This window comes from Vibrio sp. TMPB1044 (assembly GCF_030442075.1).
Classification (GTDB): Bacteria; Pseudomonadota; Gammaproteobacteria; order Enterobacterales; family Vibrionaceae; genus Vibrio; species Vibrio satsumensis.
This window is the reverse complement of sequence record NZ_JAUJED010000025.1, coordinates 247,493-262,347: the sequence shown is the minus strand read 5'-3', so window position 1 is coordinate 262,347 and position 14,855 is coordinate 247,493. Positions and strand designations below refer to the sequence as shown.

The following is a 14,855-nucleotide window of genomic DNA, read 5'->3' as shown; positions in this document are numbered from 1 at the left end:
ACGTGCTAAAAGTAACGTATCAGATTTATCATTGGTGAATAATGAGCAAGGGAAAGATAACCAAAGAGTATATTTTGAGCCATGCATTCGCGCTTGCGAGTGAAAATGGGCTTGAGAGTTTGACGATTGGCGAGCTAGCCAAGCAGTGTGGCATGTCTAAGAGTGGCTTGTTTGCGCACTTCAACTCTAAAGAGAACCTGCAACTCTCTGTACTCGAATATTCCAACGCCATATTCACTGAAAGAGTTATCATTCCGGCGAGAGAGCTCGGTGACGGTGATATTGAAGCCAAGCTTAAACAACTGCTCGATAACTGGCTGGGTTGGAATCATTCATTCCAAGGCAGCTGCATGTTTATTGACGCATGGAAAGACGCTGGCAGTGAAACCTCTGTGATTCAGAAGGCATTGCAGAAAACCATTTCAGTGTGGATTGATTACTTGACGATTCAGGTAGCAAAAGCGGTTGAGAGCAAACAGTTCAGAGCCGATTTAGATCCTAAGCAGGCTACCTTCGAGTTATACGGTCTCTACTTGAGTGCGAACTTGTTCTATTCGTTGCGAGGCCAACAAGCGAGCCATACCCATTTTTGGAGTGGTGTAGAGCGCTTAATTGCTAGCTGGAAAGCGGTTTAATACATATAGCAGGTTAACTCGCAAATCATTTAGTTCGCAAACCATTGAGCTCGCAAAGCATGTGACCTTGCTTAATTAATGTTTGCAAAAGATTTTAAGAGAAGTGGCGGCAAGCAGTCATAAAAAGCGCTATCGCCATTTTTTATATTAATAAATAGCACGGTCGTTCGATTTTTTAGGGCCGAGCTCGACCCGCCAATGATGATGGCGATACAAGGAACGGTCATGAGTGACAAAATCTATTTCAATACATCGAACAAATTCAGCTTCAAGCGCAGCCTGATTGGTGCAACAACCAACCTGCATTACATTCTTGCGCCGAGCCATGCAAAGAAAACAGCGCGTAAGTTACTCCTTACTCCAATGCGAACTGAGCAAAAAAACGCCGATCCACAAGGGCTGATTAAGAGTGAAATTAAAGGCCGTGATGGCGTTTTAAAAACCTATTCTTTGGGTACGGGGCCTGTTTGGGTGCTGACTCATGGCTGGTCTGGCACTGCGAGTCAGTTCTTCCCTCTGATGGAGTACATCGCCGCTAAAGGCTTTACGGCTTTGGCTTACGATCATCCTGCTCATGGTGGCAGCGATGGCGTACATGGTCATATCCCTGCGTTTGTGAACGGCCTTGAAGCCATTCTTGATTCGGTGGGCGAGGTAGCTGGTTTGGTCGGTCACAGTATGGGTACCGCTTCTGCGTTGGAATGTAAGCACGTTAAATTGGAAAACAAGCCATTATTGCTGATTGCACCTGTACTGGATTATCTAGAAAACCTATTTGGCAGCGTTGCGCGTTCAGGTTACTCAATGAAACTGTTTGAGGCGGTAGTTGGAGAAGTAGAAGAGCAGTTTAACTACCCAATTCAGTCTGTGGATCCATATGGAAAGCTAGCGCTTCGTGAGTCTCAAACGATCATTGTTCATGACGAGCAAGACAAGTTTACTAAGTTTGATGTGTCTCAGCGTGCTGCGAATGAAATGGAACGCGTTACTTTGATTGCTACTCAAGGTCAAGGTCACGGGCGAGTAATGAAGTGCCCGCAAGTATTCGAGAGCTTTGATAACCTGATTGGTTAAGGTTAACTAATCAAATAAGTAGAACGTGGGTTAAGAAAACAAACACGAAAAAGGCCAACCAGACATTCTCTGGTTGGCCTTTGCTTTTAGTTGGCTTTAGCTAATCTTGTTCTTAGTTAGCACAGCTTGCTGGGCCGATCTCTTTCCACACGCCCCATTGGCCTGTCGTTGTTGGATCTTCACCAGTTGTCCACCATTTCGCTTCCCAAACCTTACCGCCTTGAGTCACTTGGTCGCCGCCAGTGTAAACCGCACCTGAATCCCAAGCGTTAGTACACGTACCGCCGCCTGTGGTTTTCTTAAGAACTTTCACTGAAGTAGCCGCTACTGATGTCTCTGTGCCATCGCTGACCGTTACAGAGAAGTTCAGCGTTGTATCTTGCGTGTATTCCGCCGCGACAAAGCTCACTGAAGAACCTTGAACAGTCGCATCAATACCAGCAGGCACATCCCATGTGAAGGTCAATGTGTCTTGGTCAGCATCGCTCGAAGCCGAAGCATCAACCACGACTACATCACCCGCATTAACTTCAGCCGGAGCCGTAACCACTGCAACTGGTGCTGTGTTTACTGGGCCTGTGTCTTTAGGGTTTACCGTTACAACAACTGTGTCTGTTGACGTTGCGCCTTCGTTGTCTGTTACGGTTAGGCTGAATGTTAGAGTCTCTTGTTGTGCGACTTCCACAACATCGAAGCTTGCAACGACTGCATTGGCATTAGCCAGTGTTACGGCTGGACCGCTCACTTGTGACCAAGCGTAGCTAGCAATTGTGCCGTCGCTGTCTTTTGAAGCACTGCCATCTAGAGAAACAGAAGCTGGGCCTTCAACCGATTGGTCGGCACCTGCTGCAGCCGTTGGTTTACGGTTTACAGGATCGGTGGTGCCACCTGCTAGACCTTCATGCATTGCATTTAGGATATCACCGTTATCAGCATCAATCTCCCAAGAGAATAGACCCGCAAGGCCAAGGCTACGAACGTACGCGCCTTTGGCTTTTACAGAGCGGTCATCATCAAATGTGATCAGCTGGCCTGAAGTGCGGTTCCAAACGTAAGGCGCTTCTGCCATTTCGTCGTAGCCGTATTCGAAGCCATTGATACCTTGGTTGTTCGCACCAAGCATGTTCGCCTTAATGCCTTTGTAGTCGATAACGCCATCTTCCCATACTCCTTGTGCAGAGCTGCCTTTCAGTTTGCCGTTACCAACTCCTGTCATAGGATCGCTCGGATCTGAAAGTGATGATGGTAATACGCCTTCCCAACCACGACCGTACATCGCTGTACCAACAACAAGCTTGTTGGCTGGAACACCTTGCTCAAGAAGCAATTGGATGCCGTTGTCTGTGGTGTAAGCAGGGCCTGTGTATGGTTCGCCATTTTCATCAAGTCCTGTGCCATCACATTGACCAGGACGCATGAAGTTACCGCAGTTTAGTGCCGTTTGGTGACCCAACACGTTGTTCCAACCACCGTAGAAGTCATAAGTCATTGCAAAGATGTAATCCATGTACTGGATAGCATCGCCGTAGTTCACGTCTTCAATCTTATCGTGACCAACACCGATCGCTGAGGTTAGTTCATAAGTACGGCCATTTTCTGCTTCTAGCTCATCGAGCATTGCGCGCAGCTCTGCCATCAATGCGATGTATGCTGGGCCATCATTTACTGGGTCACCAAGATCTGGCGCAGCACCGCCACCACCAGGGAATTCCCAGTCAATATCTACACCGTCATAGAATTTCCATGTGTTTAGGAATTTTTTAACCGATGCCACAAAGGTGTCTCGGTTCGCTTTGGTTGTGAAATCGAAGAATGGGTCTGACAGCGTCCAACCACCAATCGATGGTATGATTTTCAAATCAGGATTACGCTGTTTGAGTGCCATCATCATCGCGTAGTTACCCTTGATCGGTGAGCTGTATTCGTGGCCCGCTTGAGGGAAACTTTTCTGGAAAGCGGCCCATGGGTCATGAATCACCACTTCGTAATCATTAACACCCTGACAAGCTGTCATTAGTGCGTTGTAGCTGTTTCCACCTACCGATTTTACTGATTCGTTAGGACCACAAATTGGGATGAAGCCATAAAGGATATGGGTCAAGTTATCAGCGGGTAGATTATCAACTGTGTAATCACGGCCATAGATGCCCCATTCAACAAAGTAAGTACCCACTACTGTGTTTGGATCTGTGTTGTATGACTTGTTGTTCGGATCAACATTCATCGCAAGTGGGGCTAAGTGTGAGCCATCAGTATCAGCGATCGTGATTTGAGCGGGTGCACTTTTGGCACAGCCTGTTTCGTCACACGCTTCGATTTCCATCTCAAATAAGCCGCCTTGGCCGTATTCGAATGAAGCTGTGGTTTGACTGCCAGTAATTGGGCCAGTGGCAACTTTCACGCCATCGAAGTAGATGTTGTACGTGTTTCCTGACGTTCCGCTCCATTGGTTGAACTTAACGTCGACCTTTGCTTTGTCGTGATATTTAACCATCTGGTTGTAGCCTGATGTGGTTTCCATCGCGAGTTCAATTTTAGAAAACTGCAGGTTGTTGGAACCGTACATGTCGATGCTAGGTGCTGTTGGAGCAGCTAATGCTGTACCAGATAGCGCTAGAGCAATGCTTGCAGCACAGGTATTTATACGAATCATACTTTTTCTCTCATTCCTTGAAGGTTACGAGAACCAATTGGCCCCATAAGCGGCTCCAGTCAGTTTTGAAGGAGCTTCCCAGTCAGTATTCGAGAGAGTTTTTATTTTATAACTGAAAATAAATCCGTTTACGATGGACAACTAAAAAATTGTATCTTGTTACAATTCTGTTGCTTAATGAGTGAGAGGTTGAGTCCATGTTTTATAAAATAAATCCTTCTTCAGAATGAAAATCTCATAAGTGAAAATTTACAACATTAAGTGATGAAAAGATGCGACAAACTATAGGAAAATATCGCGAATTGAAGCCGTATCACAAAGTGAAGTGTGTTGGATGAGTGGGCAGATCAACAAGGAGATATGAAGGGTATAACTGCAGATAATACTTTTATGGAGAATAGATTTACTGAGAAGATAGAGGTGAGGTTATTTTTTGAACTGCTCAGCTAAGGAAGCGCGTCTTTGTTGCATCACACTGTGGGTATCACCCGTCGCGGTATCTTCGAAGCCTTCTTTGATGAATTGCTGAGAGGGCACACTTGGCATCAGTCGCTTTAAGCGAGGTGAATCGTAAGTGCCACTGATGGTGTAAACCGTTGGTCCGGAACCTGTATTGATTGTGACAATTTTGCCATCAAAGTCAAACGAGGTAGCAATGAGGCGATGATTCATCATTACACCTTTATCTGAAAGTGTAAGGATATCGGTGTTGTAAGGTGGCGCCGCAATCTCTACCCATGTGCCATAGACGTTGCTTGGGCTGACAGATTGTTGGTGGGCTTGGTAAGCAAAATAGCCGGCGGTGAGAGCAACCATAAAGCCAACTAATAGGAAGCCGTAGAGTAACGCGTTGGCAAATAGATCTCTGCTTTTAGTCGGCTTTTTTACCATTATCTCTTCATTTTTCGACTGATATTGTTTTAAATTCTATTAACTAAAACCTTAGTTTGCAAAAATTGTTCTAAGAGTTAGAAGCAGGATCGAATGTTCCAATAAATCTGGTTGCTTTGGCGATTTTTAGCCTTGTCCCTCAGTATTTGCGCTGTCAATGAAAGCGAATTCCAGAAATGCTTAAGCTATGCGTATTTATTTCTTGTAGGAAAGTCTCGAATTGGTTAAAACAATTATCACCTAAATTTACGCATAGGCTTACTCGGTGAGCTCAATAATTGCAATTTGAAGATAACAAGGAAGTACAATGATTAAAGAAAACACATACTTTGAAGGTGGCGTTAAGTCGTTAGCGTTTAACCAGTCTGGTGCTGATGTGAGTGTTGGTGTAATGGCGGCTGGTGAGTACACGTTCGGTACTGCGGCTCCAGAAAAGATGACCGTTGTTAAAGGTGCTTTGATTGTAAAGCGTGTTGGTGATGATGACTGGACGACATACCAATCTGGTGAGTCTTTTGACGTTGCGGGTGACTCTTTATTCGACCTACAGGTAAAAGAAGCGACTGCTTACCTATGTGAGTACTTGTAATCAGGTCTAAATTTGTTCAATCAGGCATCGTTTGTCTCTGATTTAATAGAAAAAAACCACGCTCTAGGAGCGTGGTTAAATAAGTGATAGTAACCGGCAGTGGATAGTGTCACTTGTTTTTGTAGTCATCAAATGGATGACCAAATCGTTGTTCGTTGCAAAGTATCTTCAATCTTCAATCTTCAATCTTCAAAGCTCAACTCAAAGCTCAACTCAAAGCCAAGACATCAGTAAGTCTCAAACACACCGTTGTTGTAGTCTTGAATTGTTTGTTCAATCTCTTCCATCGAGTTCATGACAAACGGACCATAGTGCACAACAGGTTCATTAATCGGTTCACCAGAAAAAATCAGTACCCCTGAATCTTCTAAGCTACCCAAAGACAGCAAGTCAGCTTTGGTGAGTTGGGCAAGTTGACCTTGGTTGATGACTTTGTCGCCGATCTTAATACTGCCTCGGTACACGTAAGTCATGGCATTGTGATTAACATTAGTCCCTAACGTGACTTTTTGCCCAGAATGAGAGCGCCAATCCGCAACGCTTAATGGCACACCTGTTTTCTGTAATGGGCCTTGAGCTCGTAAAGCCTCTGAGTCATCGTCGGTTTGGTTGTGCAGCTCAAATCCTCCGGCAATCATTCTTAACAAACCACTTTGTTCACTTTGATGTTCCACGATGCTTTCACTTTGGAAGTCGTGATATTGCGCCGGCTGCATTTTGTGTGTCGCAGGTTGGTTTATCCAAATCTGGAAACCATGCAGCGCGCCTTCTTCCATCATTGGCATTTCACTGTGAATGACACCACGACCTGCAGCCATCCACTGCGCGCCACCGCTGCGCAGTTCTCCAACATTCCCCATATGGTCTTTGTGTTGGAAGTGACCTTGCAGCATGTAAGTGAGCGTTTCTATCCCACGGTGAGGATGTGGAGGAAAGCCGCCAACATAGTCTTTGCTTTCATCCGATTTAAGTTCATCAATCATCAAAAATGGAGAGAAACGTGCGTTGTTAAAACCAGCGAGTCTTTGGATTTTGACGCCATCACCGTCGGAGGTGGCATGTGCTGCAATCACATGATCTACTGCTCTTACATTCGTCATTTTAAAACCCTCATAAACTTGAATAGCTGTAGTTTATGTAATTTGATTGAAAAAGAAGATGGCATAGCGTTGAGTGACTTATTCGAAAATCTTGAACAGGTAACAAGATGAAATTATGTCTATACTTGAATAGAGAGTAGACCGCCAAGGAGGCCGCTATGGCAGTTCAGCAAAAACATGGCGAAAGGCATGGTCGGATGGGTTTTGATAACGACTTTACAACGGAGCAAGGTCAGCGTTTTACAGAGGTTGCAAACAGCGCGGTTAAACGCCGCGTGAAAAAACGTGAGATTGAGGCGCCGTTTATTCAGTCGGCTAAGCAAGCCGCTTTTAAAACAGTGGCGAGGCGACCTAAAGGTAATAACCCAAACCGAACACGGCAAGTCATATGGATTATTATGCTTGGGTTAGTGAGCCTTTGGCTTATGTACCTTGCAGGTTAGCAGCACCGATGAGTTATAGTACTGGTTAGCGTTGACGCATTTTTAATCGCGTCACATTGTTCCCTTCGACCTGCGCTTCAAGACAATCTTTAAGTTCAGATGAATCAGATTCTAAGCAGGCTAGGTTCGTCGGTAGTTCCTCAATCAAGGTCGATACTGGATTATCGTGATAATAAGCGTATCGGTTCTTGCCTGAATGCTTGGCAACATACATCGCTTTATCAGCACATCTAGTCAGTTCATGTAATTCTTGAGCGTCTTGTGGGTATAAAGAAACCCCAACACTTAGCGTCAATTCCTTGATTCTCTCGTTTGTTTGGCAACCGCTTTCGAACAGCCCGCAAATCCTATCTAGAATGCCGTCTAAATCTTTACGAGTTGGCACATCGTAGAGCATTAAAACAAACTCGTCTCCAGCAAAGCGCGCGATGGAATAATCGTATTCATGGTTTTTTCTGTCTCTGGTTCGAATGTTGTTGCTCAAGCGATTGGCAAAATGCTGCAAGACACTGTCTCCGACGTCGTGCCCGTAGCTGTCATTAATGCCTTTAAAGTCATCAATATCCAAAAAGACTAGTGCCGTAAGTGATCGCTCACTATCGACTGTCGCAAGTTTTTCAGCCGCCCAGCGCTCAAAGCTCCAGCGGTTTGCCAAGCCGGTAAGTTGGTCTCTGTAGGCAAGATCTTCGATGCCTTCTTTATACAGACGTTGAATATAACTGACGGCTTTTGTGTAGTAATAGGCAGATGTATGACACACCAAGCTCATGGTAAATAAACTAAGAATAAATCGATGGGTACTGTTAAAGGGTAAAGAAAAGTTGTTAGGCATAGCGGTAATCAAGGTGCTGATAAACAGACAAAATGAGGTGCTCAAAATAATGCCAATTCTGAAATCGTTAATGAAAATGACTGCCGCCAGAATCGGGTAGAGCCAAAGTATCCGGTCGGGAATAGCATAACTGTACAAAAATAGGATGAGGCCTTGAACTAGAAGGACTCCGCTCAGGATCAATTCTGAATATTCAGGATTAATAACTTTTTTTACGTAAAATGCATTGGAGATAGCGATAAGTGCAAAACACAGTTCGAAAATCGACAGTGTGTAATGCTGACCTTGGAAATAAGCCCAAGTGTAGAAAATGAATAACACAGCGGCAGTCAGTGAAAAGGAGTAAACAATTTTTTGTTTGCGAGTGGATCGTATGTCCGCCATTTCTTCTAGGTGTCTGCCGACGAGCCTTTTCATGTGATTTATGCCAAAGATTTTGATAATGGAGTTAATAGTAGATTAAATAATAGCCGTTGCGGAGTGCTAGTCGTCTTTTTAGTGTGACTGCTATCAATGTTTTGGATTAAACATGCTCAACCTATAGTTATTGGTGATACGTGTCGCTGAAGGTGCAAAACTGCCTGGTAACGAGTAACTTAAGGTTCGATTTAGAAGAAGCGATTTGGTGATTATCTACTTGCTTTCCAGTGAGTTACTCAACATAGTTTGTAAACTACCAAAATTAAGAGAGGCTCATTATGTTAATCACCTTTAGTTGTAAAGCCCATGCTAGCGTCACGATGTTTGGTGAAGTCGGCCTTCAGTTTATCAAGATGCTTGGGCACAGCGGTACCATTCCAGGTGCTATTGATGCTTCAGAGGTTCCTCAAGCGTTAAATAACTTACGTGTTGCGATTGCCTCTGAGCAGAGCAAGCAGGTAGAGCAAGAGAATGTTGGTGACGACAATGAAGAAGAGGCTGTTGAAGCGTCTGTTAATATCGGTAGCCGAGCGTTCCCACTGGTTGAATTATTAAAAGCCGCCATCAAGGATGAATGCGAAGTGATGTGGGAAGACGGCAGCGGTAAGCGACTGTAGTACGATTTGCTCGAAGCGTAACAAGCCTATTGCATCTATTTTAATAAGAATGAATGTTGAGCCAGTATCGGTCATACCATGGAAATTGACGGTGATGAACCGATACTGGTGTTTTTTTTAGTGAAGTAATCCACTCGTTTCTGTTTGTTTACAAGGTTTGTCCGCCTTGAAATGAGTGACTTTTGTTATCGTAATATCAATCCATAACACACCGTAAACAAAGTGATACTGTTCACGCTTTCTTGACTCCCAATTCTGAACTAAGAATTTTTCCTAGTTATTCTAAGACCCTCTCTCATGCGGTCGATTTTTAGACTCCTTATTATTTCACGGTCAACTAACAAAATGCATGGTCGCAATTATGCCGTGCAGACCTCATGAAAAAATAAGAGAGTTCACAATGTTAAAGTTCCTAGATCAGGTTAGAAAACCGACGCTGGATCTTCCGGTCGAAACTAGAAGAAAAATGTGGTTTAAACCATTCCTACAATCTTACCTTGTCGTGTTCATTGGTTACCTAACCATGTATTTAATCCGTAAGAACTTCAATGTCGCGCAAAACGACATGATTTCTACTTATGGATTATCAATGACGGATCTAGGTCTTATTGGTCTTGGTTTCTCAATTACTTATGGTATTGGTAAAACCGTCGTTTCCTATTACGCCGATGGTAAAAACACCAAGCAGTTTCTGCCATTCATGCTTGTCCTGTCTGGTATTGCCATGTTGGGCTTCAGCTTCAGTATGGGTGGTGGCAGCGCTAGCTTATTCATGATGGTGGCCTTCTACGCATTGAGTGGTTTTTTCCAAAGTACAGGTGGCCCTTCAAGTTACTCAACCATCACTAAATGGACACCTCGTAACAAGCGTGGTTCATATTTAGGTCTTTGGAATATGTCACATAACGTGGGTGGTGCGGGTGCAGCTGGTGTTGCTCTGTTTGGCGCTAACTACCTATTTGATGGCAATGTGATTGGTATGTTCGTTTTCCCATCTATCATCGCGATTGTGGTTGGCTTTATTGGTATGCGCTTTGGTAATGACTCTCCAGAAGCCTACGGCCTAGGTAAAGTTGAAGAGTTGTTTGGTGAAGAAATCAGCGAAGAAGATACAGCCGCTGAAGAAAATCAAATGACCAAGAAAGAGATCTTTGTTGAATATGTTCTTAAAAACAAGGTGATCTGGTTGCTCTGCTTCGCGAATATCTTTTTGTACATTGTTCGTATCGGTATCGATCAATGGTCTACCGTTTATGCGTATCAAGAGCTAGGTCTATCAAAAGAAACCGCGATTTCAGGTTTCACACTGTTTGAAGTTGGCGCACTGGTCGGCACGCTAATGTGGGGCTATTTATCAGACCTTGCGAATGGACGCCGTGCTTTAGTTGCTTGTGTATCGCTTGGCCTGATTATCGTTTCGCTAGAGTTCTACCAGCATGCAACGAGTGAGTTCATGTACCTAGCGTCACTGTTTGTGCTTGGTTTCCTAGTATTTGGTCCTCAGTTGCTGATTGGTGTTGCTGCGGTAGGTTTCGTGCCGAAGAAAGCAATCAGTGTTGCGGATGGCGTGAAAGGCACATTTGCTTACTTAATTGGTGATAGCTTTGCCAAACTTGGCCTAGGTATGATTGCGGATGGAACGCCTATTTTCGGCTTAACGGGTTGGAAAGGAACGTTTGCTGCACTCGATACTTCAGCGGCTATTTGTATCGTATTGCTGCTATTCGTTGCGGTTGCCGAAGAGAAGAAGATTCGCCACGCTAAGAAAATGCATTTAGCGGCTCAAAACACGTAGCGAGTTTGGTGAGCCTGTTCTTGTGTATTTGCTCTCGCGCATTTGTGGTCGCAAAGAGAGTTTCGGGTAGATAGTCTCACGTGATTTATTGGTTTAAAGCACGTGAGATCATACCAATCGTTAGTTCGATTCAGTATCATCTCTATCAATAAACTTAATTTTAGATAGCTCCTGTTGGGGCTATTTTTCTTTCTTACTCTTAATTTTGGTTAATATCATGATTAATGTTGCGCTTGTTGATGACCACGTCATTGTTCGATCTGGCTTTGCTCAATTACTCAGTCTTGAAGCTGATATTACGGTCGTGGGTGAATTCAACTCTGCGGCAGAAGCGCGCCTAGGATTGCCAAGCTGTCACCCTGATGTCGTGATCTTGGATATCTCAATGCAGGACGAAAGTGGCCTGAGCTTATTGGAAGAGATTCCATCTGGCATTGCCAGCATCATGTTGAGCGTTCATGACTCTCCGGCGATGGTTGAGAAGTCATTAGAGTTAGGAGCCAAAGGTTATCTCAGCAAGCGCTGTAGCCCTGATGAGTTAATCCAAGCCGTACACACGAGCGCAAATGGTGGCTGTTATCTCACGCCTGATATCGCCATTAAGCTTGCGACACCCATGAAGAATAAAGCCTCTTTAAATCAGCTCACCCGCAGAGAAAGCGAAGTGTGCCAGTTATTGGCAACAGGGCTCGATGTAAAATCTATCGCCGTAGAGCTAGGGGTTAGCCATAAAACGGTGCATGTACACCGTGCCAATGCGATGGACAAACTCAATGTTAAGAATAACGTCGAGTTAGCGAAACTGTTTACACAAGACCAGTACTAATGCGTTCTTACCTAGCCACCTCCCTGTGTGGGTTTTTTATGGCTGGTTGTGCATGGTTCTGTTTATGGGTTATTGCCTTCTATTTCATTAATGACCCTGAGTTAGCGATTCTGCTTTTCCCGTTTTCACTTCGACTGGGAATGACGCTGCACACTCGCACCCACTATTGGCCTGCCATCTATATTGCAGAGTGGGGGCTCGCGATTGCTTTAGCTCTACTGCTTGATGAACCTCAATGGCTGACGATACTCATCGCCAGTGGATTGAGTATTCCTGCTACGCTAATTGCCAAGCGTTATTATTCTGGTGACCAGAATCGTCACTTGTTAGTGATGGCGAGCTTAATCATGGTCACAGCATTCATTAACGTTGCCGTGGTGGGTTCTCATGTTCCGGCTGTTTACATGGTGTGGTTGGTGAGTATCACTGGCGGATTGATGCTGGTACCGATGTGTTATCTAGTCTGGAACTACCTATTCCAAAACAAGTGGGCGCCACTGAGCTCTTACTTAATCAATAATGTCGTTGAGTTCAAAATCCGTCACATCGCTTTATATAGCGTCTTGTTGGTCGCCAGTATTTTGATACAAACCAGTTTGCCTGATGAACTAAGGCGCTTCGCCCCGTTCTGTATGGCGATCCCTATTATCTTGCTCGCGGTTCGTTACGGGTGGCAAGGCGCTCTGCTTGCAACAATGTTAAATAGTGTCGCGTTGATTGCAGCCCACAGCGGAACATCTAAACTCGAAATTACCGACTTGCTCTTGTCTCTGTCTGCTCAAACCATCACCGGTATATTACTTGGTTTAGCGGTTCAAAAGCAGAAAGATCTCAACTCGAAATTGCGAAGTGAACTTTCCAGGAATCAAAATCTTTCACGCCAGCTAGTGACGGCAGAAGAGTCGGTTCGTCGTGATATAGCTCGTGAGCTGCATGATGAAATAGGCCAAAACATTACGGCAATCCGTACACAGGCAAGCATTATTAAACGCGTCGATGCCGCTGAGATGAGTGTTCGCTGTGCGGGTACGATTGAGTCATTGTCTTTGAATGTTTATGACACCACCAAACGTCTACTTACAAAACTAAGACCTAAAATGTTGGACGATCTTGATCTAAAAGATTCCGTGGAACAGCTTATTCGGGAGATGGAGTTTTCGGACCATGGCGTTGATATCCAGTTAAATTGGCAAGGTGATTATTCATGTTTGAGTGACACGCTCAAGGTCACTATCTTCCGACTGTGTCAAGAATCTTTAAACAATGCCCATAAATACGCGAGTGCGAGCGAGATTAAAATTGAACTGATTTTAGATGATCAGGCTTATCTTCAGATATCAGATAATGGCGTTGGTTTTACAGCGCAAGATCTTCTCAAAGGAATGGGGGTTCGCGGTATGCAAGAGCGTGTTCAGGCGCTCGGCGGCAAGATGACCATTAACGCTAATAGCTCATCTTCGGGTACCAATATCAGCGTTACATTACCTAAAGTGTGAGAACGAATATGTTTGGATTTCTGCGCTCAGCTACGTCAAAGAGTGATGCTCTAACTGATGATGAGGTTAATCAGAGTTATCGCTACTGGCGTCTCCACATCATGATAGGAATGTATGTCGGCTATGCAGGTTTTTACTTCACCCGTAAAACCTTTAATTATGCTGCGCCAGCCATGATCACTGACCTTGGCTTGGACAAAGGCGATATCGGCTTAATTGGCACGCTCTTTTATCTTTCTTATGGCTTATCGAAATTTATCTCAGGCACGATATCGGATCGTTCAAACCCGCGCTACTTTATGGGGCTTGGCTTAATCGCAACAGGCTTGATCAATATCGCGTTTGGCTTTTCTAGTTCGTTAGCGGTTTTCATCTCGCTTTGGGTACTGAATGCATGGTTTCAAGGTTGGGGCTGGCCATCGTGTTCTAAGTTATTGACGACTTGGTATTCTCGCTCCGAAAGAGGCTTTCGCTGGGCTATATGGAATACAGCACATAACGTTGGTGGGGCGCTAATTCCTATTCTTGTGGGGTATCTGACGCTGCAATTCAGTTGGCGATCGGGGTTTATTTGGCCGGGTGTGATTGGCGTTTTTATTGGTCTGATTGTTTGTTGGCGTTTGCGTGATAAGCCCACCACCATGGGACTTCCGACGGTAGGAAAGTGGCGCAATGACCATCTAGAGTTGGCACAAGAGAGCCACGGGCAAGGGTTAAGCTATCGAGAAATCCTGAAAACCTACGTGTTCAGCAACAAGTATATTTGGTTGCTCGCCTTTAGTTATGTGTTGGTTTACATCGTAAGAACGGCGGTTAACGACTGGGGTAATTTATACTTAACCGAAGAGCACGATTACAGTTTGATCAATGCGAACGCAGCTTTGTCTCTGTTTGAGATTGGTGGCTTTGTTGGTTCACTTGTTGCAGGGTGGGGATCGGATAGGTTGTTTGGTGGTAACCGCGGTCCAATGAACATCCTGTTTGCGATTGGTATTTTCCTCTCGGTATCGGCTTTATGGCTTATGCCTTTAACCAATTTTGTGTTTCAAGCTGCTGGGCTGTTTTGTGTAGGCTTTTTTGTTTTTGGCCCTCAAATGCTTATTGGTATGGCGGCGGCTGAATGTTCGCACAAAGATTCTGCCGGGGCAGCGACAGGCTTTGTTGGCTTATTTGCTTACATGGGAGCAGCACTCTCGGGTTATCCATTAGCGCTCGTTTTAGAAACCTACGGTTGGAGTGGGTTCTTCATTACCATCTCTACTTGTGCTGCTGTTATCGGGTTACTGCTATTGCCTTTCCTGCAAGCTCAATCACCTCAGAAAAGTGCAGAGGCTCGCTCTGGCTTTTAACTGGCCTTCTCGATAGCAAGATAGTCGCTAGTGTTTGTATTGCAGATGCTTGTATCGCTGCTGTAACCAGTGCGATACAAGCATTTATCTGATCCAGCGCTTCTGCTCGTGACATTTAAATGTGATTCTTTTCAC

General features: G+C 44.7%; 13 protein-coding genes. 9 read left to right on the top strand and 4 right to left on the bottom strand.

What is annotated here, in order from left to right:
- The first annotated feature begins 41 nt into the window (after window positions 1-41).
- Both QQ041_RS19180 and QQ041_RS19175 read left to right on the top strand, forming a co-directional pair.
- Window positions 42-635, top strand: coding sequence for a TetR/AcrR family transcriptional regulator (locus QQ041_RS19180; RefSeq protein ID WP_008216752.1), 594 nt, complete (start codon window positions 42-44; stop codon window positions 633-635).
- Between the two features lie 225 nt (window positions 636-860).
- A complete protein-coding gene (locus QQ041_RS19175) occupies window positions 861-1,709 on the top strand; it encodes an alpha/beta hydrolase (protein WP_285954837.1) in 849 nt (282 codons plus the stop codon).
- Window positions 1,710-1,821: 112 nt separating this feature from the next.
- On the opposite strand, the gene QQ041_RS19170 is transcribed toward QQ041_RS19175, so the two are convergent.
- Window positions 1,822-4,362, bottom strand: coding sequence for a glycosyl hydrolase family 18 protein (locus QQ041_RS19170; protein WP_285954836.1), 2,541 nt, complete (start codon window positions 4,360-4,362; stop codon window positions 1,822-1,824).
- 426 nt (window positions 4,363-4,788) lie between these two features.
- Window positions 4,789-5,253 (bottom strand): DUF2850 domain-containing protein, encoded by a 465-nt coding sequence (locus QQ041_RS19165; RefSeq protein ID WP_285954835.1) that lies wholly within the window; start codon window positions 5,251-5,253, stop codon window positions 4,789-4,791.
- A gap of 307 nt (window positions 5,254-5,560) precedes the next feature.
- Here QQ041_RS19165 and QQ041_RS19160 point away from each other — a divergent pair, with 307 nt between their 5' ends.
- The gene (locus QQ041_RS19160) at window positions 5,561-5,842 is read left to right on the top strand and encodes a pyrimidine/purine nucleoside phosphorylase (RefSeq protein WP_285954834.1); all 282 of its coding nucleotides are present in this window, start codon (window positions 5,561-5,563) and stop codon (window positions 5,840-5,842) included.
- A gap of 227 nt (window positions 5,843-6,069) precedes the next feature.
- On the opposite strand, the gene QQ041_RS19155 is transcribed toward QQ041_RS19160, so the two are convergent.
- Window positions 6,070-6,942, bottom strand: coding sequence for a pirin family protein (locus QQ041_RS19155; protein WP_285954833.1), 873 nt, complete (start codon window positions 6,940-6,942; stop codon window positions 6,070-6,072).
- 158 nt (window positions 6,943-7,100) lie between these two features.
- Here QQ041_RS19155 and QQ041_RS19150 point away from each other — a divergent pair, with 158 nt between their 5' ends.
- A complete protein-coding gene (locus QQ041_RS19150) occupies window positions 7,101-7,385 on the top strand; it encodes a hypothetical protein (protein ID WP_285954832.1) in 285 nt (94 codons plus the stop codon).
- 25 nt (window positions 7,386-7,410) lie between these two features.
- On the opposite strand, the gene QQ041_RS19145 is transcribed toward QQ041_RS19150, so the two are convergent.
- Window positions 7,411-8,601 carry a GGDEF domain-containing protein gene (locus QQ041_RS19145; RefSeq protein ID WP_285954849.1) on the bottom strand — a complete coding sequence of 397 codons (1,191 nt, stop codon included), beginning with the start codon at window positions 8,599-8,601 and terminating at the stop codon, window positions 7,411-7,413.
- Window positions 8,602-8,915: 314 nt separating this feature from the next.
- Here QQ041_RS19145 and QQ041_RS19140 point away from each other — a divergent pair, with 314 nt between their 5' ends.
- The 5 genes from QQ041_RS19140 (at window position 8,916) to QQ041_RS19120 (ending at window position 14,720) form a co-directional block, all read left to right on the top strand.
- Complete coding sequence (locus QQ041_RS19140) at window positions 8,916-9,254, top strand: DUF1840 domain-containing protein (RefSeq protein WP_146492573.1); 339 nt, start codon at window positions 8,916-8,918, stop codon at window positions 9,252-9,254.
- A 400-nt stretch (window positions 9,255-9,654) separates the two neighbouring features.
- Window positions 9,655-11,049, top strand: a complete 1,395-nt coding sequence (gene uhpT, locus QQ041_RS19135; RefSeq protein ID WP_285954831.1) for a hexose-6-phosphate:phosphate antiporter — start codon at window positions 9,655-9,657, stop codon at window positions 11,047-11,049.
- A 217-nt stretch (window positions 11,050-11,266) separates the two neighbouring features.
- On the top strand, window positions 11,267-11,875 hold the full coding sequence (gene uhpA, locus QQ041_RS19130; protein ID WP_017061545.1) for a transcriptional regulator UhpA: 609 nt from the start codon (window positions 11,267-11,269) through the stop codon (window positions 11,873-11,875).
- The gene (gene uhpB / locus QQ041_RS19125) at window positions 11,875-13,371 is read left to right on the top strand and encodes a signal transduction histidine-protein kinase/phosphatase UhpB (RefSeq protein ID WP_285954830.1); all 1,497 of its coding nucleotides are present in this window, start codon (window positions 11,875-11,877) and stop codon (window positions 13,369-13,371) included. The genes uhpA and uhpB overlap by 1 nt, the downstream gene beginning before the upstream one ends.
- 8 nt (window positions 13,372-13,379) lie before the next feature.
- On the top strand, window positions 13,380-14,720 hold the full coding sequence (locus tag QQ041_RS19120) for an MFS transporter (RefSeq protein WP_285954829.1): 1,341 nt from the start codon (window positions 13,380-13,382) through the stop codon (window positions 14,718-14,720).
- The last annotated feature ends 135 nt before the right edge of the window (window positions 14,721-14,855 follow it).

What these genes read in the sequence shown, in the direction of transcription:
- QQ041_RS19160 (WP_285954834.1), top strand. Translation starts at nt 5,561, where the DNA reads ATGATTAAAGAAAACACATACTTTGAAGGTGGCGTTAAGTCGTTAGCG.
- QQ041_RS19155 (WP_285954833.1), bottom strand. Translation starts at nt 6,942, where the DNA reads ATGACGAATGTAAGAGCAGTAGATCATGTGATTGCAGCACATGCCACC.
- uhpT (WP_285954831.1), top strand. Translation starts at nt 9,655, where the DNA reads ATGTTAAAGTTCCTAGATCAGGTTAGAAAACCGACGCTGGATCTTCCG.
- QQ041_RS19170 (WP_285954836.1), bottom strand. Translation starts at nt 4,362, where the DNA reads ATGATTCGTATAAATACCTGTGCTGCAAGCATTGCTCTAGCGCTATCT.
- QQ041_RS19120 (WP_285954829.1), top strand. Translation starts at nt 13,380, where the DNA reads ATGTTTGGATTTCTGCGCTCAGCTACGTCAAAGAGTGATGCTCTAACT.
- QQ041_RS19165 (WP_285954835.1), bottom strand. Translation starts at nt 5,253, where the DNA reads ATGGTAAAAAAGCCGACTAAAAGCAGAGATCTATTTGCCAACGCGTTA.
- QQ041_RS19180 (WP_008216752.1), top strand. Translation starts at nt 42, where the DNA reads ATGAGCAAGGGAAAGATAACCAAAGAGTATATTTTGAGCCATGCATTC.
- QQ041_RS19145 (WP_285954849.1), bottom strand. Translation starts at nt 8,601, where the DNA reads ATGGCGGACATACGATCCACTCGCAAACAAAAAATTGTTTACTCCTTT.
- QQ041_RS19140 (WP_146492573.1), top strand. Translation starts at nt 8,916, where the DNA reads ATGTTAATCACCTTTAGTTGTAAAGCCCATGCTAGCGTCACGATGTTT.
- QQ041_RS19150 (WP_285954832.1), top strand. Translation starts at nt 7,101, where the DNA reads ATGGCAGTTCAGCAAAAACATGGCGAAAGGCATGGTCGGATGGGTTTT.
- uhpB (WP_285954830.1), top strand. Translation starts at nt 11,875, where the DNA reads ATGCGTTCTTACCTAGCCACCTCCCTGTGTGGGTTTTTTATGGCTGGT.
- QQ041_RS19175 (WP_285954837.1), top strand. Translation starts at nt 861, where the DNA reads ATGAGTGACAAAATCTATTTCAATACATCGAACAAATTCAGCTTCAAG.
- uhpA (WP_017061545.1), top strand. Translation starts at nt 11,267, where the DNA reads ATGATTAATGTTGCGCTTGTTGATGACCACGTCATTGTTCGATCTGGC.